Genomic DNA, 23,020 nt, shown 5'->3' with positions numbered 1-23,020 from the left:
ACATCAATTATGTCGCTTTACTTTCAAAAACAACTTCAACTTCCCGCTTATCCCCAAGGCTATCATTTGATCACGGAGCAAGTGGAGCAAGCCCTATCAGAAATCCGACAAATCAAGATTGGATTTCTTCACGTTTTTCTCCAGCATACTTCTGCCGGACTCTGCATCAATGAAAACGCAGACCCAACGGTCCGGAAAGACTTCCAAACCTTTGTAAACGAGCTCATTCCGGAAACTTATCCACGGTTTATCCACAATTACGAGGGTGCAGATGATATGCCTGCGCACATCAAAAGCGCTTTTTTCGGTACAAGCCTGCAAATCCCTGTTTCCGGTGGAAAACTTGCCCTGGGAATTTGGCAGGGAATTTACCTATGCGAATTCAGAAGAAATGGAGGTTCAAGAAATTTAGTTTTGACAGCTTTCGGAATGGAAAAATAATCTTCCGCCTATCTATACTGCCATTGGTCAAAATATTGAATCAAAACTCCTGTGTGCAAGTATTTTTGAGGACCATCATCCTTATATGAAATTCTCTTTTTGCCTATTTATCCTAGCAATACTTGCTTTCATTCCTGCCATGGGCCAGTCGTCCCTGAATCCAGATCAGAATGCATTTGCTTTCTTTTTGCAGGAACCAATTAAACTTGATGGTCTTTTGGACGAGGAAATTTGGACCAGTGAAGAGGGCTGGAATACCGGTTTCATGCAATATTTTCCTTCAGATACTTCTCTGGCAGATGCTCAGACCAAAATCAAGGTGGCTTTTGATGCCAATAACATCTACATCGCAGCCATCATGGAGAATACAGGCCCCCGAAAATATGTATCTACCTCCCTTCGAAGAGATTATAGGGGTGAGCAAAATGACGGGATTAGCTTCGTTTTTGACACGTTCAACGATAAAACCAATGCCTTCCAGTTTGGAGTCAATCCATACGGTGTACAGCGAGAAGCCCTTTTGGCCAATGGAGGTGCCCGCTCAGAGGATCTCAACCTGGCTTGGGACAATAAATGGTATGCCGAAGCCAAAATCATGGAAAATCACTGGCAGGTAGAAGTGATCATTCCCTTTTCGACCCTTCGATTCAATGATGGCGCGCAAAACTGGAACGTCAATTTTTACCGGATCGACAGTCACAAAGGGGAAAGAAGCTCTTGGTCACCCATTCCAAGGAATTTCCCCATCATCTCCACGGCATTCAGCAGGAAGCTGATTTTTGAAAAAGCTCTGGAGAAATCTTCGGCAAATATTTCCATTATTCCCTATGTAGCGGGGAGAACTTCCAAAAACTTTCTGGAAGGAACTCAGGAAGAACTAACCCCCACAGCAGGAGGAGATGCCAAAATAGGCATCGGGCCTGCATTGAATCTGGACTTGACTTTCAATCCCGACTTTTCTCAGGTAGAAGTAGATGAGCAAGTGACCAACTTGGACCGTTTTGAGATCTTTTTTCCAGAGCGAAGACAGTTTTTCCTCGAAAATGCCGATCTATTTGAAAGTTTTGGGCAGCCGCGATCGAGACCCTTTTTCTCCAGAAGGATAGGTGTGGACATTGATTCAGCGACTGGTCAAAACGTGCAGAGCAAAATCATCTATGGTGCCCGTCTGAGCGGGAAAGTCACCGATGACTGGAGGGTAGGTCTGATGAATATGCAAACTGCTACCGATGAAGATGCAGGAATTGCAGGAAAAAACTTCAGCGTGCTGGCAGTGCAACGAAAAGTCTGGACACGAAGCAATATCGGCTTGATTTTCGTAGATCGGGAATCCTTAGCTGTGGATGAGTTCCAGCAGCTATTTGATCCCAATGCCTACAATAGGCTGTTGGGCATGGACTTCAACCTTGCTTCAGCAGATAACAGATGGACTGGAAAAGTATTCTATCACCGAACTTTTGAAGCAGGAGAAACTGAGAGCCCCTACTCCTTCAATGCTTATGTTCTGTATTCCGATTTGCATTGGAACTGGAGCTTCAGCTATCAGGATGTAGGAAAGGAATTCAATCCGGAGGTGGGTTTTGTTCCTAGAAAAGACTACAAGCGCCTCAATCCGGATGTGAGCTATCTTTTTTATCCCAACTCCAAGCTGATCAACCGTCACGGCCCTACGTTGGAATTTGAGGGATTTTGGAATGAAACACTGGGCACCACCGATAGGGATATCAACTTGGGCTATGAGGTCCGATTCAATTCTCTTTCGAGACTGGAATTGAGTCTGAGAAATCGGTACATCTACCTGTTTAATGACTTCGATCCAACACGGACGGGAGGAGTGGCTTTACCGGCAGGCTCGGACTACAGTTTCCGAAATCTCCTCGTGGATTACAGAAGCAATCCCCGGAAAATGTTCAATATCCAAGCCACGGGAGAATTTGGTCAGTATTTTACCGGACACATACAACGAGTTACCAGTCAGATGGGGGTACGACTAGGGTACGTGGCCAATATTTCCATGAATTTCAATTATGCCCGAATTCGCCTACCTGAACCACAAAACGATGCGGATTTAATTTTGGTGGGACCTCGGATCGATTTGACTTTTACCAAAAATCTATTCTGGACGACCTTCATCCAATACAATAATCAGATCGACAACCTGAATATCAACACCCGACTACAGTGGAGATATGCTCCGGTCTCGGATTTCTTCCTGGTCTACACAGACAATTACTTCCCTGGAGACTTTATGCCCAAGCAGCGGTCCTTGGTGCTGAAGTTGAATTATTGGTTGAATCTCTAAGGACATCCTTATTCCATGGCTCGGCGAATCTTTCTGCTGAGGTTATCTCCTTTTTTATATCCACTCCAAATGGATTTTACAGTTCCATTTGGATCGATCAGCACATAAGACGGCCAAAGATCTATTTCGAATAAAGCTGAGGCTAACCCATTGGGATCCCATACGTCAGTCCAAACAATCTGGCTTTTTTTATCTGCTTGATTGTTTAGCCAGGTCGTTTTCTTTGGATCTTTCCAAAGGCTGACAATTTGGATTTTATCCCCCATCTCATCATGAAGTTTTCTTAACTCAGGAATGGCTAAAAAGCAATAAGGGCATCCGGTGTAGGAGAATTCGAGTAAGGTATATTTGCCTTTTTGTTCACTTAATTGGAACATTTCACCCGACTTACTTTCAAGAGAAAAATCTGGTGCAGGTTCTCCAATTTTGGCGCGGGTAGATTCATTTAAGGTTAGATAAGTCCCAATTTCTCCATGGTACCACGAGTCTGAAGGGATTAAATTCAAGGCATTCCTTAATTCCTCGTCCGTAAAATCTGCTATGAACTTGATCAATTTTTCCTGACCCAGTTCATTTTCAAGTTGTTGAAAAATCAGTTTTTTCCGAGTTTCCAGGTCTGCCGATTCAATTTCTTGATCGATTTGATTGTATGGATGATTTGGATATACTTCCCAAGTGGATTCATCATTTACTTTTCCAGTTAATCGGTATTCACCATCTTCTATCCAGAAATCTTTCCTTTCCTGGACCTTCCCAGAATTTTTTATGAACTCAAGGCTAAGTTTTTTGGGCCCCTTAGAACCTTCATTGTGTGAAAATGTATAATTCTCTCCCAAAACATCAAAGAAACGATCACCGTGGATTATTCTCAGAAACCGATTACCTGTGAAGTCAGCCTCCAATTCACTTATTACAGTTGTTTGGCTAAATGAGTCGAAGGAAAAAAGAACAAGGAGCAAAAAAAGAATTGGTTTCATAAGCTGTTTTTCAAACTATATACTCCCATTTAGAAATTTAGGTTGGGTTAAATCTTACTTTTCAGCTTCCACTCGCACTTTTTTTCCCGTCATTAAAATCCTCCTAAATCCATTTTGAGTATCCGAACTCACCTCCTTGCCCAAGATTTTTACCTTCGAGAATTCCTCAGGAATTTCAATGGAAATCCCCCATTTAGACTGGGTTTGCTCCACTTCAATTGACCGAACTCCTGACTTATCCACATAGCTAAGGTTTATTTCATTGTCTCCGACAATGACTTTTTGAATAGAAGCCTCTTCCCAAGAAGAAGGCATTTGTGGACGGATGTAAATCACCTTATTGCCGGCATCCGGCTGAATTCCATAAAATTGCATGACGATCGGCACCCCAAAACTATACATGTTCCAAGCTTGGGTAAACATGCCGTAGTCTGGAGAAACCTCATACATCGAGCCCGGTAAGGCAAAGCCAAAACTTCTGGTCATTCGCTTAAGGTAATCCAAAGCCTGATCCGGATTGCCGTAGTTGTTTTCTCCAATGGCAGATACCCCTGTGGGTAAAGTCATCACCGCTCCAGTGTAGGAAAAACTCTTACTTCCGGCAAAAGAACCATCTTCATTTTCAGCCTTCTCATCCCGATCGATTCCCGTTACGAAAGTACCAAAGGGATTGGTGTATTTCTTGGCTGTAGCCAAAGCAATTTTGGCCTTCTCAGGATCGGCCACCCCAGTTTCCATAGGCGTATTGACCACCCAATTGTGATAGAGTACAAAACCCTGCTTTTTGTCTTTTGGCAATGTGGATAACTTGGCTTTTGTTGCTTTCAATTCTTCCACAGCCCAAGGTTTATTCAAGGTATCTGCCCGGATGATTGCTTCATCAATCAAATGAAGTGCCTCTTCGGCAGTACCAATAAAATCTGCATAGCTTCCGAATTCTTCTACCCAAAAATCAGAGTTGATCTTTGCAGCCAAAGCCTCAGCCGTTTGTTGATAACTTTTGGAAAGTTCAGTTTTTCCCAAGATTTCAGCCATTTTTGACGCATCGGCAAAAGCTTTTTGGGAATAGGCGGCTACATCAATCATCTCGGATTTGAGACCGTGGATTTCCATCATTCCATAGCCATCGGCCAGGAGATTCCCGTCTTTGTCATTTTCCCGAAGCAACCAATCCAAACCCTTTTCAATTGAAGGGAAATATTTTTCCAGCAATTCACGATCACCTGTCCACCGATATACTTCCCAAATGGTAGAAGCCCATTGAGGAGTCTCATTGATATTTCCGGGATTGAATACCGTTCCGTTGGTACTGACTTCATGTACAATCCTGCCATTCCCGTTTTCTTTTTCCGAGAGACTGTGGATAAGTCCCAAAGTAGAGTAAACCAAATCCTTCCGACCAGTCGCAACCAAGCCCTGAATCGTGTATTCACTATCCACTCCAAACCACCATGGATAATCCTGTAAGCCTGCTCCAAAACCCCTTCCGATTCCGGGCACGTCCCGCACCAGCCAATCCGTATTGTACTTGATCCACTCAAAAGCTTTTTGCAAATCTGCGTCGGGAATCTTTATCTCCGAAAGTGTGGCCAAAGTCTCGTATCTTCTTTTCTTGGCAAACCAATCAGCATCTAAATTTTTCCTTAGATCCACCAAGGTTTCCATAGCCTTCAATTCACTTTCGGTAGAACCCGCAATAAAAACAGGAATAACCTGCTCAGCGCCAGCAGGCATATTCATCTCCAGCGAAAAGCCTGCTGCAGCGCCGTTCCCTTTTGGAGAATAAGTACAGGAAAGTACATCCTGAGGGGAAAGTGAAATCCCCTCATTCGTACCCCAAACAGTAAACCAAGGATTGCCTTGGTCTTTTGCCGAAAAAGTATTGGTCATTTCATCAAAGGAAATCACATCAGCCTGATCGATCATTCCTGTACGCTCACCCAGCCAGACCGGCATCAAATCCACAAAGGCATTAAACTGAAATCGAACCTTTTTTTCTGACTTATCCACATTTTTGATCCGAAAAAGTACCGCCATTCCTTCCTTTCCGTCCGGAACAAACTGAACCCGCTCCACTTCGACACCGGAACCTTCCAAAGGGAAATGATGGAGATTGCTGAAGGGATAATTGGTAAAAGTCTTTGCCTGATCGAGACAAAATGTCTGCTGATCCCAACTCAGCGAAGCAGTAAATCCATCCATCAGTTTGATGGGATGCAGCCAAATGCCACCCATTTCTCCTTCCACATGCCATCCCATGTCCGGAAACCGCCCATTTTGATGACCTATCAAATAAACACGATCTCCAGCTGCAGTAAAAGGGGAAGCCAAATAGTCTGCCATACCGGAAAGCCCTTCCTGAGTAGCTAAGTCTTCGAAAATCCTCAATTCAGGAGTTGTGGTTCCTTGACAGGAAAAAAGCAAAACAGAAGCAAGAAGAGAGAAAGTTTGGTTTCGCATGGGTTTTTGATTTTAGACCAAAATAGGCCACGAAAGGAACAATAACAGGCTACTTCCCAAAAAATAACATGACCAGAATACAGGAAATCGATTTCTCCCGAAAAACAGAAATAAGGAAATTTTTTTTGTGGAACTTTTCAAACACTTTTCTTAAACACCCTGTTCGCAAGTCATGAAGTACAACAGGGTTCTGGTTTGGTTTCGAAATGATCTCAGAGTTTCAGATAATGAAACACTGTCCAAGGCTATCCAACAGGGAAGAGAAGTTCTCCCGGTTTATGTCTTGGATTCAAGACAATTTGATACAATCGAAATTGGTTTGCCCAAAACCGGTTCTTTCCGGGCCCAATTCCTTTTGGAATCCTTGGAAGATTTGCAAAAAACCTTCAGGGAACTTGGTGGGGATTTAATAATTCTAAGGGGGAATCCAGAACAAGAACTGCTCAAACTAGTGGAAAAAGCTAAGGTTGATGCCATCTTCTTTTCCAAGGAAGTGACTTCTGAAGAAAGAAAAGTAGAAGCAGCCTTGGAAAAAGGGGCTTTTTCTTTGGGGATCCCAACAGAAAGTTTTTGGCAGAGTACACTCTATCATAAGGATGACTTGCCTTTCCCGGTAAACCAAACCCCAGAAGTATTTACTCATTTCCGAAAGGAAGTGGAAAAGTTGAGTAAGGTAAGACCGACTTTCCCAAAACCTTCTAAAATAAACTATCCTAAAGATGTGGATATCTCCTCGACAGGTATTCCATCCCTCAAAGAACTTGGACTGGAGAAACCCGAGCCTGAATCGAAGTCGTGGATGAAGGTGAAAGGTGGAGAGCGATCAGCGTTCGGGCGACTTCAGTCCTATTTTTGGGAAAAAGATTTACTCAAATCCTACAAGGAAACCCGAAATGGGTTGATTGGCATGGATTATAGCTCCAAATTTTCTCCATGGCTTGCTTTGGGGTGCATTTCTCCGAGGTCCATATTCGAGGAAGTGAAAAAATACGAACGTCAACGCAAAAAGAACAACAGTACCTATTGGCTGATATTTGAATTGATTTGGCGGGATTATTTCCGATTTATCGCCCAAAAGCACGGAGATAAAATTTTCCATGTGGGGGGAATAAAAAATCAAGTGGACTCCTGGCGCAGAGATAAGTCTCAATTTGAGGCTTGGGTGGAAGGGAAGACAGGAGTCCCCTTTATTGACGCAAACATGCGGGAGCTCAAAGCTACGGGATTTATGTCCAATCGGGGACGTCAGTTGGTAGCCAGTTTTTTGGTCAACGATCTGGGAATTGATTGGACCTGGGGAGCAGGTTATTTTGAAAGCCAATTGATCGATTATGATGTCTGCTCTAATTGGGGCAACTGGATGTATGTGGGTGGCGTAGGCAATGACCCGAGAGAAAACCGCTATTTCAATATTCTCCGTCAGGCAAAAAACTACGATCCCAATGGAGATTATGTGCGGATTTGGGTTCCAGAACTTGCGACGATATCAGGATTCTCCATCCACCATCCTTGGGAACTGTATTCGAGTCAATTACGCGAATTAAAAATTCAATTGGGCCATACTTATCCACAGCCCTTAGTCAAAGTTTCCAGTCTGGAAAGAGCTTAATCAACCTTAGGATTTTTTCTGACCAAAAATTTTCTGTTTGGTTTCCAAAACCAGAAATATTGGGAAACTAAAATAAACAAAGTCATAAAACCCAACTCAGACCAAGTTTTAGTTTCTTTCGCTACCGAAAAATCAAAAGTCAAGGTAGGATAAACATAGGCCTGCACAAAGACGAAATAAAAGACCATAAAGAAACCCATCAAAAACAGGGTGGTCTTGGATTTTAAGTATTCTAAAAAATCCTTCATTTTTTCCAGTCCATTTGAAAGGGTGTCAAATCCGCTGGAATCTGTTTTTTCCGCCTTAGCTCCATCTGATAGAGGTATTCACCCAATTCGGTGAAAAAAGGCAACCCAATGGAATCCGTCTCATAGGTGTCGTCATTGAGCGTTTGGTTATCATTAAAATACCCTACCGCGCAAACAAAAAACTCTACCCCGTTTTCAAAATCCACGAAATAACTTCCGTCGATCAGGTAACCATAGGACCAACCCGTTTTGTTGAAAATGCGGAATCGATCGGGAATCGGCTCTTTTGACGTTCCAAACTTGAAGAATTTCGAATACCCATCGTAATACTCTACCGGGTCATAACTTGGATAATCACTTTCTGCAGGGAACATGCTCATGTATTTCAAAATGAATTTCCTATGCTCCTCATTGATGGCGAATCGCTCAGACTCCAAAAAGGACTCAGGAAAAATCAGGCGCTGCACCACCCCGTGCAAATCGGATAAGGAAAATTTATTTTTATAGGAGAAATCCATAGGTTCCTCCACCAATGTTCCTTTTACATAATGCGCCTTCCCGATTTTAGGATTTCCAGGCACGACAAAGACACTGTCAGATTGCCTTTCAGGAAGTTCTAAGAGTGTTTTTCCGGACTTATCCACAAATCGGATTGGATTGAAATTCCTGTTTTCCTCAGGAGTAGCCGGAAAACTCAGGCGCTGCATAATGATGGTGTTGTCCAATCCTTTTTCCCGAAGCTTTCGATTGATGTAATCCATTCCCATCAATTCGTAGAGGCGATTGGAAGCGTCATTGTCAGATACCAAAAGAATCTTTTTGATGTAGTGACCGATGCTAGGAAGACCTGACTGAGAGGAAGAATCCACCAAGGCAGGCATTTGAGAAGTCCTCACAGAATCAGTCAGCATGTTTGTCTCCAGAGTCAAACCTTGGATTTGCTGTTCTTCGAGCCATTCCAAAGCCAAAACTGCAATAGGCAACTTCACAGTAGAAGCCGGATAGAAATAGTGGGTATCATCCACATGAAGCGGAAAATCAGTGAAAATGGGTTTGCCGTGCTCGTTTCTGTCAATCCGGGTAAACAGAATTTGAACCTGATATTTTTCCGGATCTCCCAAAACTTTGGAGAGCGTTGGATAATCATTCAATCCATCCTGAAAAGGAACTGGCTCTTGGTTTTGGCAACCGAAAACCCAAAAGAGAATCAGCAAAGAAGCTAAGCGTTTGATCATTTTTCTGACAATTGATACAAATATTCAAGTAAGACCATCAAGTCACCCAATGTATGGAATCCGGAAAGGACGACACGGCTGATTTTAGGACTATCCGGCTTGGGATAGGGGAAAGAGGAGACAATAATGCCCTTTTTCTCCAGACGATCCGCCAAAGAATCATCCTTGAGAATAAATACTGGAAAATGTCTCGATCCGGTTACAGAAGAAAAAGACCGGGTTTCCTGACTGAAGATCGCCGAAAAGTCTCTGATTTTTTTGCTTTGTGCCTGATAGATTTCCTGAGTCTCTAAGAAAGCCTGAAGATTAGCCGGAGAACCAGGAGAAGCTCCGGTAAATACCGTTTGTGATTTCATCCCCTCGATTACTTCCTTTTTGCCAAGAATGATTCCGGCAGGCATAGCCAGGCCTTTTCCCAAAGACCCAGAAACGACCAAATTGATTTTCGGGTCGATCCAGTGGGAATAAGTTCCAAAAACACCTTTTCCCAAGACTCCGAAAGCGTGACTGTCATCAATCAGAAGTGTGACTTGATGTTTTTGGGCGATTTCCTTGACCCATTCATAGGAATGAATTTCGGCCTTTAGCGGATCAACTGCATTGCCCAGAATGAGAATTTTTCGGGAAGAAAGTGATTCTGAATGCTCCAAACACTGATTTTTCCATTGTGTAAAATTTAATTGAAAATTAGGAATCAAGTCAGTAGGTAAGATCGCAGGATGGGTATCAGGAGCAATCCAACAAAGATCAGATTGTGGATAAAGCCACTTCCAGGCAGTAATTCCTGCCAAGTATCCAGAGCTCATTACGGCAGCAGCTTCCGCCTTTGCTTTTTTGGCAAAAAAGGCTTCAAACTCATCAAATACCTTCAATCGAAGATTATTCACCCGACTGAGCCCATGATTGAAACCGTACTGCCGGATGCAATCGAACAGTACAGCTTCGTAAAGGGGATCTTGGTCCATACCCAAATAGGAGGTCCCACTGAAAAAAAGATACTCCTTTTTCCCCACTTGAAACGCAGGTCCAATTCGGTGCTTTAGTTGAAAGATTTTCAAAAGAGAAGCTTATTTAGCGAAAATCTGAGATGGGTCCTGAAAAGATTTGAATTCGAGGGCATTGCCACAGGGGTCCAGGAAAAACATGGTCGCCTGCTCACCCACTTCCCCTTTGAACCGAATGTAAGGCTCGATCACGAACTCTGTCCCGTGAGCTTTGAGCTTATCGGCCAGCTGATGCCATTCCTCCCAGCCCAAAATCGCCCCAAAATGCCGTACCGGAACATTTTTTCCATCCACTTCATTCGTTTTCGCATTGGCCAATTCTTCCGGCTTGATGTGGGCAGACAGCTGATGGCCGAAGAAGTTGAAATCGATCCACTTATCGGTACTTCTTCCGATCTCGCAGCCCAGGAGATCTCCATAAAATTGGCGCGTCTCTTCAATATCCCGAATCGGGAAGGCTAAGTGAAAGGGTTTAAATTCGCTCATATTGCTTACTTTTGAAATAAATTTTTAAGTAAAAAGGACTTTTTCTCCCTAAAGATATGTCAAAAAAGAAGAAAGTATCATTGGTTTTGAGTAGCGGTGGGGCGAGGGGTCTGGCACACGTGGGTGTCATCGAAGAATTGGAAAAAAGAGGCTACGAGATCTCAGAAATTGCAGGCTGTTCGGCAGGGGCCTTGGTTGGAGGAATGTATGCGGCTGGAAAGATGAATGATTTTCGGGATTGGATTTGCAATCTGGACCGGATAGATGTCTTTTCCCTGATGGATTTTACCTTTTCAAGCAGAGGCTTTATCAAGGGTGAAAAAGTATTCAATGCTTTAAAAAAGGTAGTTCAGGATAGCAAAATCGAAGAGTTGGAGTTTCCCTTTTCCTGCAATGCGGTAAACGTAAAGACCGGAAAAGAACATATTTTCAAAGAAGGCAGTCTTTACACGGCTATTCGGGCCTCGGGAAGCATCCCTTCGGTATTTCTCCCAGCCAAGGTCCACAATCAGTTCTTTATTGACGGAGGAGTAGTCAATCCGATACCCATCTCGCTTTTGAACAAGAAAGAAGAATCACTTCTTGTGGTAGTGGATGTAAACGGACTGGAGGAAGATTATATCTCCCCGCCAAAAAAGGATTCTTCCGGAAAAAGCTTTCTCTCTATGCCCAAATGGCTGAAAGAATATCAACGGAAAATGAAGCAGTTTTTCCCGGATGAAGAGAAAGAGAGCAAGGAGGTTTCCTATTCTGCCTTGGACCTGGTCACCCGATCGCTTGACCTCCTACAGGATCGCTATTGTGAGATGATTCTGGAGAAATACGCTGTGGATATCCTGATCAAGGTATCGAGAAAGCAATCCGGAACACTGGAGTTTCACCGCTCGGCAGAAATGATAGAAATCGGCAGAATCAAAGCCGAAAAGGCCCTGAATGCGTTCGAAGATGGAAATAGCTGAGCTCAATCGACTCCTTGGAAATGTGGATATCTACCTTTTGGACCAGATCCTAAAAGGCAGATTCACCAAAGAAATGAAGATTCTCGATGCAGGATGCGGAGAAGGAAGAAATGCCGTGTACTTTATCCAAATGGGTTATCAGATTTTTGGGGTAGATCCCAATGAGACGGCAATTCAGTATTGCCGGTATATGGCCAAAAGTCTTAATCCGGAATTTGATATCCACCGATTTCAAAGGGGTCGGTTGGAGGAGATTCCTTTTCATCCCCAAGCCTTTGATGCCATAATCTGCTCGGCAGTTCTCCACTTTGCAGAAAATGTGGATAACTTCTGGCAAATGGTCCGGGAAATTCATCGGCTTCTTCAGCAGGGAGGCATTTTCTGGTTTCGGATGACCACGGATTTTTGTGGGATTTCAGAGAGGAGTATTTTACTGGAAAATGGAAAATACGCCCTTCCCGATGGTTCAGAGCGTTTTTTGCTCAATTCCAGCCATGTGGATAACTTACTGAAAATGGGTTTCCGCTTCTTGGAGCATCCCAAAACAGTACATGTTCTCGGCCTTCGGGAAATGGGAGTTTTTTTGTTGGAAAAGGTCTAGTTTGACAAGTCAATTTACAAATTCATGGAGCTACAATATGCCTTAGAATTGATCGGTACTTTCGTCTTCGCTATTTCCGGCGCTTTGGCAGTCCGGGAAAAAGAACATGATTTATTCGGTGCAGGATTTACCGGATTCATAACGGCTATCGGTGGAGGAACACTCCGTGATATTTTGCTGGACAGCTATCCATTGGTTTGGATCGGGGATATTCATTTTCTCTATGCCATCCTGTTGGGAATATTGGCGGCCTTCCTTTTTCCCAATCTTCTTAGCCGTCTTCGCAAGACCTTTTTCCTTTTTGACACCTTGGGAATTGGCTTTTTTACTGTCTTGGGGGTAGAAAAAGCACTGAATCTCGGAGTAAGGCCCGAAATCGCCGCCATTATGGGAATGTTTACCGCCGTTATGGGTGGAGTCATCCGGGATACCTTGACCAATGAGATTCCTATTCTATTTCGGAAAGAAATCTATGCTTCGGCCTGTTTGGTCGGGGCAGTTGCCTATTTAATATTTGACTATTTAGGATTGGAACGAAACTACAATCTTTTGATATCCATGAGCATCATTATCTCCATTCGCCTCATCGCCATGAGATACAAGTTGAGCCTTCCTAGGTTGGATTAAATATAAACTGTCAATTTTTACCGAATTAAGGAAAGAATTGGCCTTAAAAAATTGGTCGAGAGTCGTTTTTATCTAATTTTTCCTTACTTTATTCCAAATTTTGAAAAAGAAACTTTTCAACGCCCTTAATGAACCCGAAAGACAGTATAGATTGGAAGTCGATTTTTGATCCGACCTCCCTGGTTTACATTATAGTTGGAGTTGCCTTTGCAGCAGTGGCCTTGGAGGCCTTTATGCTTCCCAACAAGTTCTTGGATGGGGGAGTGACCGGTATTGCTATCTTGGTCAATCTGGGCTTTGGCGTAGATCTGAATCTGCTATTGGTCTTGCTCAATATTCCCTTTCTGGCCTTGGGTTGGAAAAAGGTAGGAAAAACTTTTGCAGTACAATCTGCCATATCCGTTTTCTTGCTTACTCTGATTCTCCACTTTGTAGAATTCCCCACGGTAACCCAAGACAAGGTACTGATTGCGGTATTCGGAGGTTTTCTGATGGGGACAGGAATAGGTTTGATTATCCGTGGAGGAGGATTGATTGACGGGTTTGAGGTGATTACGGAGTACTTTCAGAAAAATTCTGCCCTCTCCGCGAGTGAAATCACCGTATTCCTCAATTCCCTTATAATGCTTTCTGCTGCGTTTGTTTTTGGCATAGAACCTGCCATGTATTCTATCCTAACCTATTTTACCGCTATCAAGACCACTGATTATGTGGTAGAGGGATTTGAAGAATACACTGCACTGACCATCATCTCTAAAGAAGATGATAAAGTGAAGGAGCTGATCGTCAAGGAATTTGGCAAGGCGATCTCGGTATATAAAGGAGAACGGGGCTACCTACCCGAGACCTTTCATATTCATCACCCCTGTGATATCATAATGACCGTAGTAACCCGACTGGAAGTACACCGGATCAAACTGGCGATTCAGGCCATAGACCCCAAGGCTTTCTTCTATGTGCAGACCATCAAGGAAGTCAAAGGAGGAGTCATCAAAAAAGTCGGAAAAAAACATGACTGATGGAATTTGAAACAATCCAACATACGATCTATCGGGATATTCTGGAAAAACTTCCGGCCCACCTGACCTACCACAATCTGGCGCACACTGACTATGTGCTTCAGCAGGCCATCTCCCTCGCCAAGGAAGAGAAAGTGAGCGCCTATGATCTTGAACTTTTAAAACTAGCGGCACTTTTTCACGATACGGGATTTATCGACAACCCCAAAGATCATGAAGAAAAAGGCTGTGTGATCGCCGAAGGGTACCTTTCCCAAGCCTATTCGACCGAAGACCTGGATAAAATCAAAGGCATGATCATGGCCACCAAAATCCCCCAAAGCCCCAAAAACCATCTGGAATATATTCTTGCTGATGCGGATTTGGAATACCTGGGAACGGATCTATTTGAAGAAGTAGGAGAAAATCTTTACACCGAACTCAAGCATTTCAATCCTAGCTTTACCCGGCAGGCTTGGGACGAACTTCAGTTGGTGTTTATGGAAAAGCACCACTACCACACCGAATACTGCCGTCAAAACCGCGAACCCAAAAAGCAGGAAAATCTGCTGACAGTGAAGAAGCGATTGGGGCTGGTTTAATCAAAAGGTAAACTCCATCACCGCAAAGCCCAATTCATCCTCCACATTGACATAGGACCAAAGCTTGCCGTCTTTGAAGAAGAGAAATTGGGGAACTCGGGTCAACTCCTCCAATCTGGTCTCTCCGATCAGATTTAACTCCGCATCATAAGCAAAAAGGTAAACCTCGGCCTTTTGTTCGGCATCAGGGTCAGGTTTGGGAAGATAGATACTACCAAATCGATAAAATCGATTGGAATCGGGGTCCTCGAAAAAGCGCTGAAAGCCGATCTGCTGATTGATTTTTTCCATCTCAGCCTGAAATTCCTCTTGAGATTCTACCTCAGATCTCACACTCACCTCTTTGCGATTTGCCACCAGCGAATGTTGATATGTTTTCAATTTCAAGGAATCTTCTTGGGGATTGTAGATATAAATGTCACTGGAGGCAGAATTACCGACAATTATTTTATCCCTCAATTCCTGCAAATGAACCTCCTGTATAGACACACTCATCATATCTTTGGAACTAAGAATTACCCGGAGCTCGCCTGCAATATCCATCGCAGGGATATCAATAATTTTTCCTTCCAAGCTTGGAAAATCTGCAACCAGCAAGTCTCTGCCACCTTCAAAAAAGTTGCCGGGAATAGAAAGAATCTTTTTTTCATCCTGAGTGATCATTAATCCATACCAAGCATTGGATTGCTCTACTTCAGAAAGACTATCGATCTTATCAGTCAAAAACTCGATATCCATTTCTTTGCTTCCATTTAAATTAAAAACAGTATTCGCCTCAAAGCTGGAAAATAGAATCCTATTATTTGGAAGTAGTTGGATATTGTTTATGTAATTCCCGATTCCATCGGGACCTTCGGATTCAAATGGTAATTTCTTAATTAGACGACGTTGATTCAGATCAATTACCGAAAGAGCATGGTCAGTCATATCCAACAGATACAGGGTATTTCTATCCTCAGAAAGGTCAGCCAATCGAAGACCCATAGCCAAATTGATGATTTCATCTCCTGAGTCTACCATTACAGTATCCACCGTGTAAGTCAGATTCTCCAAGATATTTCCTGATTCGGTGTTTTCAGAGGAGTTGCCGCTGCAGGAAAACACAATAGGAAGACATATAAGTAGGGTTAATTTTCTCATAGTTTGTTAAAATTTAAAATCAATCACCGCAAAGCCCAATTCATCCTCCACATTGACATAAGACCAAAGCTTGCCGTCTTTGAAAAACATGGGCATTTCAGGCGAAATCTCAAGGATCGTTTCTCCAAGCTGATTCAGGTCCAAATCAAAAAGGGTCACCACATTTTTGTACGACTTTTTACCTCCTTTCGGACTATCCGGTTCTTGGGAGAATCTCCAAATCCGATTTTGAATCGGGTCAAAAACATATCCGCCAAATCGCACTTGGCTTCCCGATGCTTCCATAAGGTTCTCCAATTCCGGAAAGGATTCAGCGATTGACTTTTCAGGCTTTTTCTTCTCATAGGCAGTAAGCTGAGAATGATGGGATTTGAACATCAAAGTATCCTTGGCCAAATCCAAAATATACCCCTCATTGAAATGCGCTGAAGAAACAATAATTTTCTGGTCCACTTCCGTAAGAAAGATCCGCTCCATCGTACTCATCCTGAGGGCTCCATCTTCGACCAGCTTAAAAGCAAAAGGGTCTAATTTCTTACCCAGATCGAAGGGATATTTCTTGGCAGCCAGATCCTGAAGGGACACAACCAACATGCCAGCTTGGGTCTGCCCTTTTGAGAAATAAGTGGAAATGAAAGACTTGCCATCGGCCGTAACCATAGCTTCTGAACCAACCGCATCTTCGGGTTCCAGTCCACTGAGCGTCTCAGGAGTCAACTTGATCAAGGTCATCGAGTCCAAACTGGGATTGAAAATCCGTAATTCCCACAAACCGATAAAGTAGATGTTACCTTGATTATCCATTTGGATCAATTGAGCATCTCCTGTTCCCAAAGGCCCTTCCCTTTCCATACTAATTTTCTTCAAAAGAGTCCGGGAATCAAGGTCAAACTGCTCTAGCTCATAATCTTTGGGATTGAAGTTGAAAAATTCACTTTGGTCTTGGGAAACAGTGGATCCTGCCAATCCCCACTGAAGAAACAAAAGCTCTTCTTTGGAATCGATCATCACCGTATCCACCGTGTAAGTCAGATTCTCCAAGATATTTCCAGATTCGGTCTTTTCAGAGGAGTTACCTCCGCAGGAAAACACTAGAGGAAGACCTAGAAGCAGGGTTAATTTTCTCATGGTTTGTTAAAACTTTAACTCCATCACCGCAAAGCCCAGTTCATCCTCCACATTGACATAGGACCAAAGCTTGCCGTCTTTGAAGAATTTCAGGCCAAAAACGTCCAATGGAATTTCCTCCTCATGGATCTGACGAAGGTCCCGATCAAATATGGTCATTACCGTCTTGTACACCACCGAGTCCCCGATGGTCTTGGAAACGTCCCTCGATAAGCGGAAAAACTTTTGGCTTTGTTCCTCAAAATGAAATTCCCTGAACTCAACCTCTTGGTTGGCTTGCTGGAACATTTCACGCATTTCTGCATTGGAATTGACTACTGTCCTTTCGGGGACTTTTTTGACGTTTCGGGTCAGTTGAGAACTGTACTGGATTGTGCTTACCGAATCTGTGGCCAAGTCCACCACATAGATTTCATTGATGTTGCCCGAGGAAAGGATGATCCGATTATCCTGATGGTATAGGTAAACCTTCTCGAGGGTCTGCATCCGCATTTGCCCATCCTCCATCAAGGTTCTAACATACGGTCTTTGGGTTTCCCAAATGGAGGCAGGAATTTTGCGAAGGCTTAAATCCTGTAAAGAAAGGACCGCAAGCCCTTTTTTAGCTTCATCCATATTGTCTTTGCCATAGGCACCAAAGGCCCAGTTACCATCCCTGGAAATCAAAATGTCAAAATCCAAGGCCTCATCCTCTTCCAAAACGTCAAATTTTTCCTTCCTCAATGCATATTTGGTCATCCGCTGAAGGGAAGGATCAAAGCGATGGAGACCGGTAAAACCCGAGAAGAAAAACTCCCCGCTTTCGGAAATGAACAAGGAATTGGGATTCCCTACTCCCAGAGGTCCTTCCTTATCCAGCTTGATCTTTTCTTTCAATTGTAGGGTGTTTAGGTCAGTGACCTCCAACTGTACATCTTTGTAATTGTAACTGTACAGTAGGCTTTTGTCTGGGGAAAGGGCAGAGAAGTTCAGGCCTTGGAGAAATATAAAATCATCTCCTGCATCGATCATAACGGTATCGATGGTGTAGGAAAAATTTTTGAGAATTCCGGAATCAGATTCGTTTTCCGACGAATTGCCTCCGCAGGAAAAAATCAAAGGAACGGAGAGAAACAAAAACAGCTTTCTCATAGAAAATAATTTTTCTACTAAGAAAGCGAGAATAAACTAAGATCAAAGAATCGATTTGGGTTTTTTGCGAATCTTAACGGTTCACCGCCTTGATGATCAGGTCAAAGACGGTTGTGGGTTGGATTCGTTCTGCCTCAAGGATACCGGAATCGGCCACCAAAAGCGGCTTGTCCAAATCTGACTCTGGAATTCGTCCGTGAGCACCCTTCACCAAAGTCGCATCCAAGGGAATCACATCCATCAGATAGCGGAAGCCCAGCTTTTTCTTCAGGACTTTGGAACCGATTTTCAGGATCGGAACCTTGATCGCCGGGTCCAGCACCAACTCCACCGGATCGTAACCGGGCTTGCGGTGGATATCCACACAGCGGGCATAGTCTGGAGCCTTGGCATCGTCCAGCCAAAAATAGTAGGTAAACCAAGAATCTGCATCCGCGATCACGACCAAGTCTCCCGAGCGTTCGTGATCGATATGGTAGTCTTTTTTGCCTTGGGCATCCAGCACTTTTTCCACACCGGGAGTCTTTTCCAGCAAGGTTTTAACTTCTGCAAGTTTGGAGTGATCGTTGACATGGATGTGGGCTACTTGGTGATCTGCTACCGCAAAAACAGCCGAGGTTCCGGCATCCAGTGTCTCCCGACCCAACTCATTTTTCACCTGAATCCAGCCTTTCTCACGGAAAATCCGGTTGAGGTGAACTGGTTTATTCACACTCGTAATTCCATATTCAGAGAGCAGCAGGACCTCAGCACCCCGATTTTCAAAGAAGGTAATCAGGTCCTTGGCCAAGTCGTCTACTTCGCGAAGATCCTTGGAGATTTTGGAGAAGTCGATGCCGTACTTCTGCAAGTTGTAATCCAAATGCGGAATGTAGATCAGATTGAGCGTGGGATTATACCATTCTTCCACCTTTTTGGCTGCTTCGGCGATCCACTTGCTGGATTCGATCGTGGTATTCGGTCCCCAAAAAGTGAAAAGCGGAAACTGGCCCAACTCGGCTTGAAGCCGGTCTCGCAGCTCCATAGGTTGGCTGTGGCAATCGGGCAATTTGCGGCCATCCGCCGGATAGAGAGGACGCGGAGTCACCGCATAATCGGCGGAGGAGTACATATTGTACCACCAAAACATATTGGCTACGGTGAAATCAGGGTTTTCTTTGCGCAGGACTTCCCATACCTTTTCAGCCTGCACCAGCTTATTGGACTGCCGCCAAAACTTGATCTCGCATTCATCCTGAAAGTACCAGCCATTGCCCACAATGCCGTTTTCGGTGGGCCACTTTCCAGTCAAATAAACCGATTGAGCCGAGCAAGTCACCGCAGGAAGGACAGGTTCGATGACGGCTTGCTTCTTGGACGCGATCCAATTTTTCAAAAAAGGCGTATGCTCTCCGATCACTCGGGGAGACAAGGCAACGATATCCAGGACTACGGTCTTTTTCATAATTTTTAATCATTTGGCAAAACCAAATTTTATTTACGAATTCAGATTTACGATTTACGACATCCAATGGAACTTCAAACCTTGTTCTCAAAAAGGATAAATCCTGAGAAAAAGCCCAAAACTACTCCGCTCCTCGTAAATCGAATTTCAACAATCGTAGATGCACAGATCATTAAGACTTTCTCAAATGCTCTTTATGGCTTCGACTCTGCTCAGCCTGACACCTTGGTCACCCTGAGCGGAGTCGAAGGGCTATTTTACTTCATCTCTTCGATCACCCAGCTGAGTTCCCTAGCAATCGATTCGCCAAGGGTTAAATGTGTATCCTCAGGCAAAACTTCCCAAGTATAGGTCTCTACTTCCAGGTGCTTGGTGATTTTTGGATAGGATAAAATTTGATTGAGTACAAGGGAAATATCGCTTTGAGTAGACTGGAATGAGCCATAATTGTCCAAAAAGACCGGTACATGGAAGTGAATTCGCCACTCCAAATCTTTGGTTTTTCCCAAGTGTTCAAGAGCCTGAGGCAAATCCGGATAGGAGGCAAACTGACCGTCCTTTCTTCTCGCCACTACTTGATGGAGGTAGGTCGATTCGGCAAATTCTTCTAGGCGTTTACCCAAGCTAAAACGCTCATTGGCCGATTCGGGAATCATCACCTTCAGCGCAGCCGAAATCTGAATTTTGCCTATTTGAATTCCCACTGCTGCCAACTTCTGGAAGGTATCAGCCGGATTTTCATAGACGATCGCAAAGTGGCAAACATCATAGCAGGCCTGAATGTGGGTTTTAATCAGCTTTTCCGCTTCATCAGTTGAAACTCCTTGCTTTTCTGCTAAGGCCACTTTCCCTTTGGGCAAAAGCCAATTTTGGAAATAGCTGATCAGTTCGTCGGAATTTTCCAAAATTCCGTCAGGCTCGGGCTCGATGTCCAAATGCAGGAGCTTACCGGTTTCCTTATGGATTTTCACCAATTCCTCCACCACCTCGATGAGGTGATCGGTGGATTTAGCTATGGCTTCATTTTTTTTCTTTTCTGAGGAAAACCAGTGTCGGTAGGAAAGCGGGGAAGTAGAAATTCCACCTTCCATTCCCTCAGGAAGGAGTTGGGCCAAAATCCGGAAACTCCGAATGGTGTACTCCTTTCTTTCCGCAGTAGTCCAATCCGGCGTGTGGACATTTTCTTTCACTTTGGTTCGGTGAAAGCCTCCATACGGAAAGCAATTCAGCGTAAACACATACGCATTTGCCTTTTTCAACCAGTCCTGAAACTCCCGCATCCGCTCCGGACGCTGCAATATCAAGGATGCCTCATGAGAAAGGCGGAGACCAATTCCGAAAGGACCTTTGTGCTTTAGCCGATTTTTGACCTCAGGAATATAGATCTTGAGGTTTTCGAAGGTCGCATCCCAAGTTTCTCCGGGATGGATATTGCTGCAATAGCTCAGATGAAAGTCATGAATTTGCATAGGCTGGGAAAAAATCAGGAAGCGTGAACGGCAGACTTTTTCTCTAACCTACGAAGAATTTCCACTGATTTAAAGATCAAGTCGTGATCCATTTCATGGACTTCAACTCCTTTACCCAGATTTTCCAAGAGCATTATGGTCAATTGACCTCCTAAGTGTTCCTGGAATTCCTTTAGCCCTTGGATCAGATTTTCACCTTGTAGTTCGGGAGCAAAAAGTTCAAAACCCAGGGTATGCATCAGTTGAATGATCCGGTTGAAATCCGACTCGGTGATTCGGCCTAGTAAAAAGGAATAAGCAGAATCCAAGGCAATCCCGATGGCTACAGCCTCCCCGTGACGGATACGGAAATCGCTCAATTTTTCCAATTTATGTGCGGCCCAATGTCCGAAATCCAGGGGTCTGGAGCTTCCAAATTCAAAAGGATCCTTGCCTGCAATATGGTCCATGTGCATTTTCGCAGAGCGAATGATATGGACTTTCATGGGTTCCATCTCTCTTCGGGCAAGGGCTTCTCCCGCATTTTCCAACCACTCAAAAAAGCTCAAATCCTTGATTAAGGCCACTTTGATGGCCTCGGAAATTCCTGCTCTCCAGTCACGGTCATCGAGGGTTTTGAGGAAATTGAAATCATTCAATACCGCGACAGGCGGAACGAAGGTCCCGAGGTAATTCTTTTTCCCAAAGGCGTTGACACTGTTTTTGACACCTACAGCGGAGTCATTTTGGGACAAAACGGTGGTCGGAATCCGAATCAGACGAATTCCCCGATGGGAAATTGCCGCTGCAAAACCCACCATATCCAGCACGGCACCCCCACCGATAGCTGCAATGTAGGAATGACGGTCGATGCCATAGAGATGCGTTGCTTCCACGATCTTTTGGTATTCGGCTTCCCCATTTTTGCAGGCTTCTCCCCCGATCGCAATCATAGGTTCGGTTGCCAAAGTGAAGACATCTGCATGTGCCAAAGCATAGTTTTTCACTTCAGTGATCAGGTTAGGATGAGCGTCTTTCACTCCGCTGTCGATGACAAAAAGTACCTTGGACACGCGCTGCCCACGAAGCACATTGGCGAGGATTTGATTTTGTGGATCAAATAGATTCTCGGTAAACGCTACCGGGTAGCGGAAAGGAACCGAAAAGGACTGTTCGAGAATCGTATTCATGGTCTGCGGGCAATAGGTTATTCGGGATTTTCTTTCAATACAAGTTGTGAAAGAAATAGGTTTAAATCGGGCCTAGGTTACAGCAAATTTTTTGGCTAACCAAAGGGAAATGGGAAGAAGCAGCAAAACGATGATTCCAATGGGCCATCCCGAAAAGGCAGAAGCCAAAGATGCATTGACAATGATGAGTGAAATCACAGCTGCTTTCACCGATTTGCCGATGAATTTGGGTTCTTGAGTTCGGATGGCTTTTGCCAAAGGAGGAAAGATCATATAGCCCAGCAAAGCTAAAAAAGGAATCACTTGCAGGTATCCCGGACTCTCCAGATAGGCAAAGCCAAAAATCGCCAACAAGATGGAGGCATACATAGCACCTCCTGCGAAAAGTGCTTTTCGGTTTTTACCATGCACCTCTCCCCGGCTGATCATGGTGATGGCGGCTACATAGATCAACGGCAAAAGACCGATGGGCCAGATTTTCTCCAGCACTTCAGGAGCCACGCTCACCCCAAGAAGAAGATTTCCTGAGCGGCAAAGCCCCATATTGATCGGACCAAAAATTCGTTGATGCTTTCCCCAATAATCATAGAGCACCGCACAGGCGGCAACGGCAATAGCTAAAATCCCCGCAATTGGATTGACCTGAAAGGCACAGATCACTCCAAAAACCAAAAGCAAGGAAGACATAAAAAAAGCAGCATTTTTGGAGGCTCTTCCACTCGGAATAGGGCGCTCAGGCCGCTCGATGGCATCCAAATCAGCATCTGCGACATCATTGAATGCGACTCCACCTGCATACAAACCAATTGTACTCAATGAAAGCCAGATGAGATTCCACCAAAATTGCTGGTCTCCAAAGATCCAGTTGGTGGCCATATAGTCCCAGGCACCTGCAATGGCAAAACCCGCCCAGATGTCTGCGATCGCAGTGATCACATTGGCTGGGCGGGTTAGCTGTAGATAAGCGAAAAGCTTGGTGTTTTTCATGGA

20 protein-coding genes are annotated in these 23,020 nt (G+C 44.2%); 8 read left to right on the top strand and 12 right to left on the bottom strand.

Annotation, left to right across the window (positions count from 1 at the left end; genetic code table 11):
• Nucleotides 1-9: 9 nt before the first annotated feature.
• Both AAA942_RS11195 and AAA942_RS11190 read left to right on the top strand, forming a co-directional pair.
• Nucleotides 10-441 (top strand): secondary thiamine-phosphate synthase enzyme YjbQ, encoded by a 432-nt coding sequence (locus tag AAA942_RS11195; protein WP_338220358.1) that lies wholly within the window; start codon nt 10-12, stop codon nt 439-441.
• A gap of 85 nt (nt 442-526) precedes the next feature.
• Complete coding sequence (locus AAA942_RS11190) at nt 527-2,743, top strand: DUF5916 domain-containing protein (RefSeq protein ID WP_338220357.1); 2,217 nt, start codon at nt 527-529, stop codon at nt 2,741-2,743.
• Between the two features lie 8 nt (nt 2,744-2,751).
• On the opposite strand, the gene AAA942_RS11185 is transcribed toward AAA942_RS11190, so the two are convergent.
• Both AAA942_RS11185 and AAA942_RS11180 read right to left on the bottom strand, forming a co-directional pair.
• Nucleotides 2,752-3,720, bottom strand: a complete 969-nt coding sequence (locus AAA942_RS11185) for a TlpA family protein disulfide reductase (protein WP_338220356.1) — start codon at nt 3,718-3,720, stop codon at nt 2,752-2,754.
• A gap of 54 nt (nt 3,721-3,774) precedes the next feature.
• Nucleotides 3,775-6,180, bottom strand: coding sequence for an alpha-L-rhamnosidase-related protein (locus AAA942_RS11180; RefSeq protein ID WP_338220355.1), 2,406 nt, complete (start codon nt 6,178-6,180; stop codon nt 3,775-3,777).
• Nucleotides 6,181-6,352: 172 nt separating this feature from the next.
• Here AAA942_RS11180 and AAA942_RS11175 point away from each other — a divergent pair, with 172 nt between their 5' ends.
• Nucleotides 6,353-7,789: a DASH family cryptochrome gene (locus AAA942_RS11175; RefSeq protein WP_338220354.1), complete on the top strand. Its 1,437-nt coding sequence runs from the start codon at nt 6,353-6,355 to the stop codon at nt 7,787-7,789.
• A gap of 244 nt (nt 7,790-8,033) precedes the next feature.
• Here the strand turns inward: AAA942_RS11175 and AAA942_RS11170 are convergent, their stop codons facing one another.
• From AAA942_RS11170 to AAA942_RS11160, 3 genes are read right to left on the bottom strand one after another with little or no spacing between them, the layout of a single operon-like run.
• Entirely contained in the window at nt 8,034-9,272 is a 1,239-nt protein-coding gene (locus tag AAA942_RS11170) for a serine hydrolase (RefSeq protein WP_338220353.1), read from the bottom strand.
• Nucleotides 9,269-10,330 (bottom strand): aminotransferase class I/II-fold pyridoxal phosphate-dependent enzyme, encoded by a 1,062-nt coding sequence (locus AAA942_RS11165; protein WP_338220352.1) that lies wholly within the window; start codon nt 10,328-10,330, stop codon nt 9,269-9,271. The genes AAA942_RS11170 and AAA942_RS11165 overlap by 4 nt, the downstream gene beginning before the upstream one ends.
• Before the next feature lie 9 nt (nt 10,331-10,339).
• Nucleotides 10,340-10,762 (bottom strand): VOC family protein, encoded by a 423-nt coding sequence (locus AAA942_RS11160; RefSeq protein ID WP_338220351.1) that lies wholly within the window; start codon nt 10,760-10,762, stop codon nt 10,340-10,342.
• Nucleotides 10,763-10,818: 56 nt separating this feature from the next.
• Between AAA942_RS11160 and AAA942_RS11155 the strand changes: the two genes are divergently transcribed.
• The 5 genes from AAA942_RS11155 to AAA942_RS11135 all read left to right on the top strand — a co-directional run bounded on the left by AAA942_RS11155 (nt 10,819) and on the right by AAA942_RS11135 (nt 14,549).
• A complete protein-coding gene (locus AAA942_RS11155) occupies nt 10,819-11,721 on the top strand; it encodes a patatin-like phospholipase family protein (protein ID WP_338220350.1) in 903 nt (300 codons plus the stop codon).
• The gene (locus AAA942_RS11150; RefSeq protein ID WP_338220349.1) at nt 11,696-12,322 is read left to right on the top strand and encodes a class I SAM-dependent methyltransferase; all 627 of its coding nucleotides are present in this window, start codon (nt 11,696-11,698) and stop codon (nt 12,320-12,322) included. The genes AAA942_RS11155 and AAA942_RS11150 overlap by 26 nt, the downstream gene beginning before the upstream one ends.
• 24 nt (nt 12,323-12,346) lie before the next feature.
• Nucleotides 12,347-12,949 (top strand): trimeric intracellular cation channel family protein, encoded by a 603-nt coding sequence (locus AAA942_RS11145; RefSeq protein WP_338220348.1) that lies wholly within the window; start codon nt 12,347-12,349, stop codon nt 12,947-12,949.
• A 128-nt stretch (nt 12,950-13,077) separates the two neighbouring features.
• Complete coding sequence (locus AAA942_RS11140) at nt 13,078-13,968, top strand: YitT family protein (RefSeq protein WP_338220347.1); 891 nt, start codon at nt 13,078-13,080, stop codon at nt 13,966-13,968.
• On the top strand, nt 13,968-14,549 hold the full coding sequence (locus AAA942_RS11135) for an HD domain-containing protein (RefSeq protein ID WP_338220346.1): 582 nt from the start codon (nt 13,968-13,970) through the stop codon (nt 14,547-14,549). Before AAA942_RS11140 ends, AAA942_RS11135 begins: the two co-directional genes overlap by 1 nt.
• Here the strand turns inward: AAA942_RS11135 and AAA942_RS11130 are convergent, their stop codons facing one another.
• From AAA942_RS11130 to eboC, 7 genes are all read right to left on the bottom strand, one after another.
• Nucleotides 14,550-15,689, bottom strand: coding sequence for a DUF4221 family protein (locus AAA942_RS11130; RefSeq protein WP_338220345.1), 1,140 nt, complete (start codon nt 15,687-15,689; stop codon nt 14,550-14,552).
• Between the two features lie 6 nt (nt 15,690-15,695).
• The gene (locus AAA942_RS11125) at nt 15,696-16,817 is read right to left on the bottom strand and encodes a DUF4221 family protein (RefSeq protein ID WP_338220344.1); all 1,122 of its coding nucleotides are present in this window, start codon (nt 16,815-16,817) and stop codon (nt 15,696-15,698) included.
• Nucleotides 16,818-16,823: 6 nt separating this feature from the next.
• Nucleotides 16,824-17,948 (bottom strand): DUF4221 family protein, encoded by a 1,125-nt coding sequence (locus AAA942_RS11120; protein WP_338220343.1) that lies wholly within the window; start codon nt 17,946-17,948, stop codon nt 16,824-16,826.
• Between the two features lie 73 nt (nt 17,949-18,021).
• The gene (locus tag AAA942_RS11115; RefSeq protein ID WP_338220342.1) at nt 18,022-19,392 is read right to left on the bottom strand and encodes an alkaline phosphatase family protein; all 1,371 of its coding nucleotides are present in this window, start codon (nt 19,390-19,392) and stop codon (nt 18,022-18,024) included.
• 257 nt (nt 19,393-19,649) lie between these two features.
• Nucleotides 19,650-20,861 carry a metabolite traffic protein EboE gene (gene eboE / locus AAA942_RS11110; protein WP_338220341.1) on the bottom strand — a complete coding sequence of 404 codons (1,212 nt, stop codon included), beginning with the start codon at nt 20,859-20,861 and terminating at the stop codon, nt 19,650-19,652.
• Between the two features lie 14 nt (nt 20,862-20,875).
• On the bottom strand, nt 20,876-22,030 hold the full coding sequence (locus AAA942_RS11105; protein WP_338220340.1) for a 3-dehydroquinate synthase: 1,155 nt from the start codon (nt 22,028-22,030) through the stop codon (nt 20,876-20,878).
• A 72-nt stretch (nt 22,031-22,102) separates the two neighbouring features.
• Nucleotides 22,103-23,017, bottom strand: coding sequence for a UbiA-like protein EboC (gene eboC, locus AAA942_RS11100; RefSeq protein WP_338220339.1), 915 nt, complete (start codon nt 23,015-23,017; stop codon nt 22,103-22,105).
• Nucleotides 23,018-23,020 lie beyond the last annotated feature (3 nt).

This window comes from Algoriphagus sp. oki45, from assembly GCF_036245605.1.
In the GTDB taxonomy this organism is placed as follows: domain Bacteria; phylum Bacteroidota; class Bacteroidia; order Cytophagales; family Cyclobacteriaceae; genus Algoriphagus.
This window is presented reverse-complemented; position numbering and strand designations above follow the sequence as displayed.

Bases quoted from the DNA above. Each gene is read 5' to 3' on its own strand.
- AAA942_RS11195 (WP_338220358.1), top strand. From the start codon at position 10: ATGTCGCTTTACTTTCAAAAACAACTTCAACTTCCCGCTTATCCCCAA.
- AAA942_RS11190 (WP_338220357.1), top strand. From the start codon at position 527: ATGAAATTCTCTTTTTGCCTATTTATCCTAGCAATACTTGCTTTCATT.
- AAA942_RS11185 (WP_338220356.1), bottom strand. From the start codon at position 3,720: ATGAAACCAATTCTTTTTTTGCTCCTTGTTCTTTTTTCCTTCGACTCA.
- AAA942_RS11180 (WP_338220355.1), bottom strand. From the start codon at position 6,180: ATGCGAAACCAAACTTTCTCTCTTCTTGCTTCTGTTTTGCTTTTTTCC.
- AAA942_RS11175 (WP_338220354.1), top strand. From the start codon at position 6,353: ATGAAGTACAACAGGGTTCTGGTTTGGTTTCGAAATGATCTCAGAGTT.
- AAA942_RS11170 (WP_338220353.1), bottom strand. From the start codon at position 9,272: ATGATCAAACGCTTAGCTTCTTTGCTGATTCTCTTTTGGGTTTTCGGT.
- AAA942_RS11160 (WP_338220351.1), bottom strand. From the start codon at position 10,762: ATGAGCGAATTTAAACCCTTTCACTTAGCCTTCCCGATTCGGGATATT.
- AAA942_RS11155 (WP_338220350.1), top strand. From the start codon at position 10,819: ATGTCAAAAAAGAAGAAAGTATCATTGGTTTTGAGTAGCGGTGGGGCG.
- AAA942_RS11150 (WP_338220349.1), top strand. From the start codon at position 11,696: ATGCGTTCGAAGATGGAAATAGCTGAGCTCAATCGACTCCTTGGAAAT.
- AAA942_RS11145 (WP_338220348.1), top strand. From the start codon at position 12,347: ATGGAGCTACAATATGCCTTAGAATTGATCGGTACTTTCGTCTTCGCT.
- AAA942_RS11140 (WP_338220347.1), top strand. From the start codon at position 13,078: ATGAACCCGAAAGACAGTATAGATTGGAAGTCGATTTTTGATCCGACC.
- AAA942_RS11135 (WP_338220346.1), top strand. From the start codon at position 13,968: ATGGAATTTGAAACAATCCAACATACGATCTATCGGGATATTCTGGAA.
- AAA942_RS11130 (WP_338220345.1), bottom strand. From the start codon at position 15,689: ATGAGAAAATTAACCCTACTTATATGTCTTCCTATTGTGTTTTCCTGC.
- AAA942_RS11125 (WP_338220344.1), bottom strand. From the start codon at position 16,817: ATGAGAAAATTAACCCTGCTTCTAGGTCTTCCTCTAGTGTTTTCCTGC.
- AAA942_RS11120 (WP_338220343.1), bottom strand. From the start codon at position 17,948: ATGAGAAAGCTGTTTTTGTTTCTCTCCGTTCCTTTGATTTTTTCCTGC.
- AAA942_RS11115 (WP_338220342.1), bottom strand. From the start codon at position 19,392: ATGAAAAAGACCGTAGTCCTGGATATCGTTGCCTTGTCTCCCCGAGTG.
- eboE (WP_338220341.1), bottom strand. From the start codon at position 20,861: ATGCAAATTCATGACTTTCATCTGAGCTATTGCAGCAATATCCATCCC.
- AAA942_RS11105 (WP_338220340.1), bottom strand. From the start codon at position 22,030: ATGAATACGATTCTCGAACAGTCCTTTTCGGTTCCTTTCCGCTACCCG.
- eboC (WP_338220339.1), bottom strand. From the start codon at position 23,017: ATGAAAAACACCAAGCTTTTCGCTTATCTACAGCTAACCCGCCCAGCC.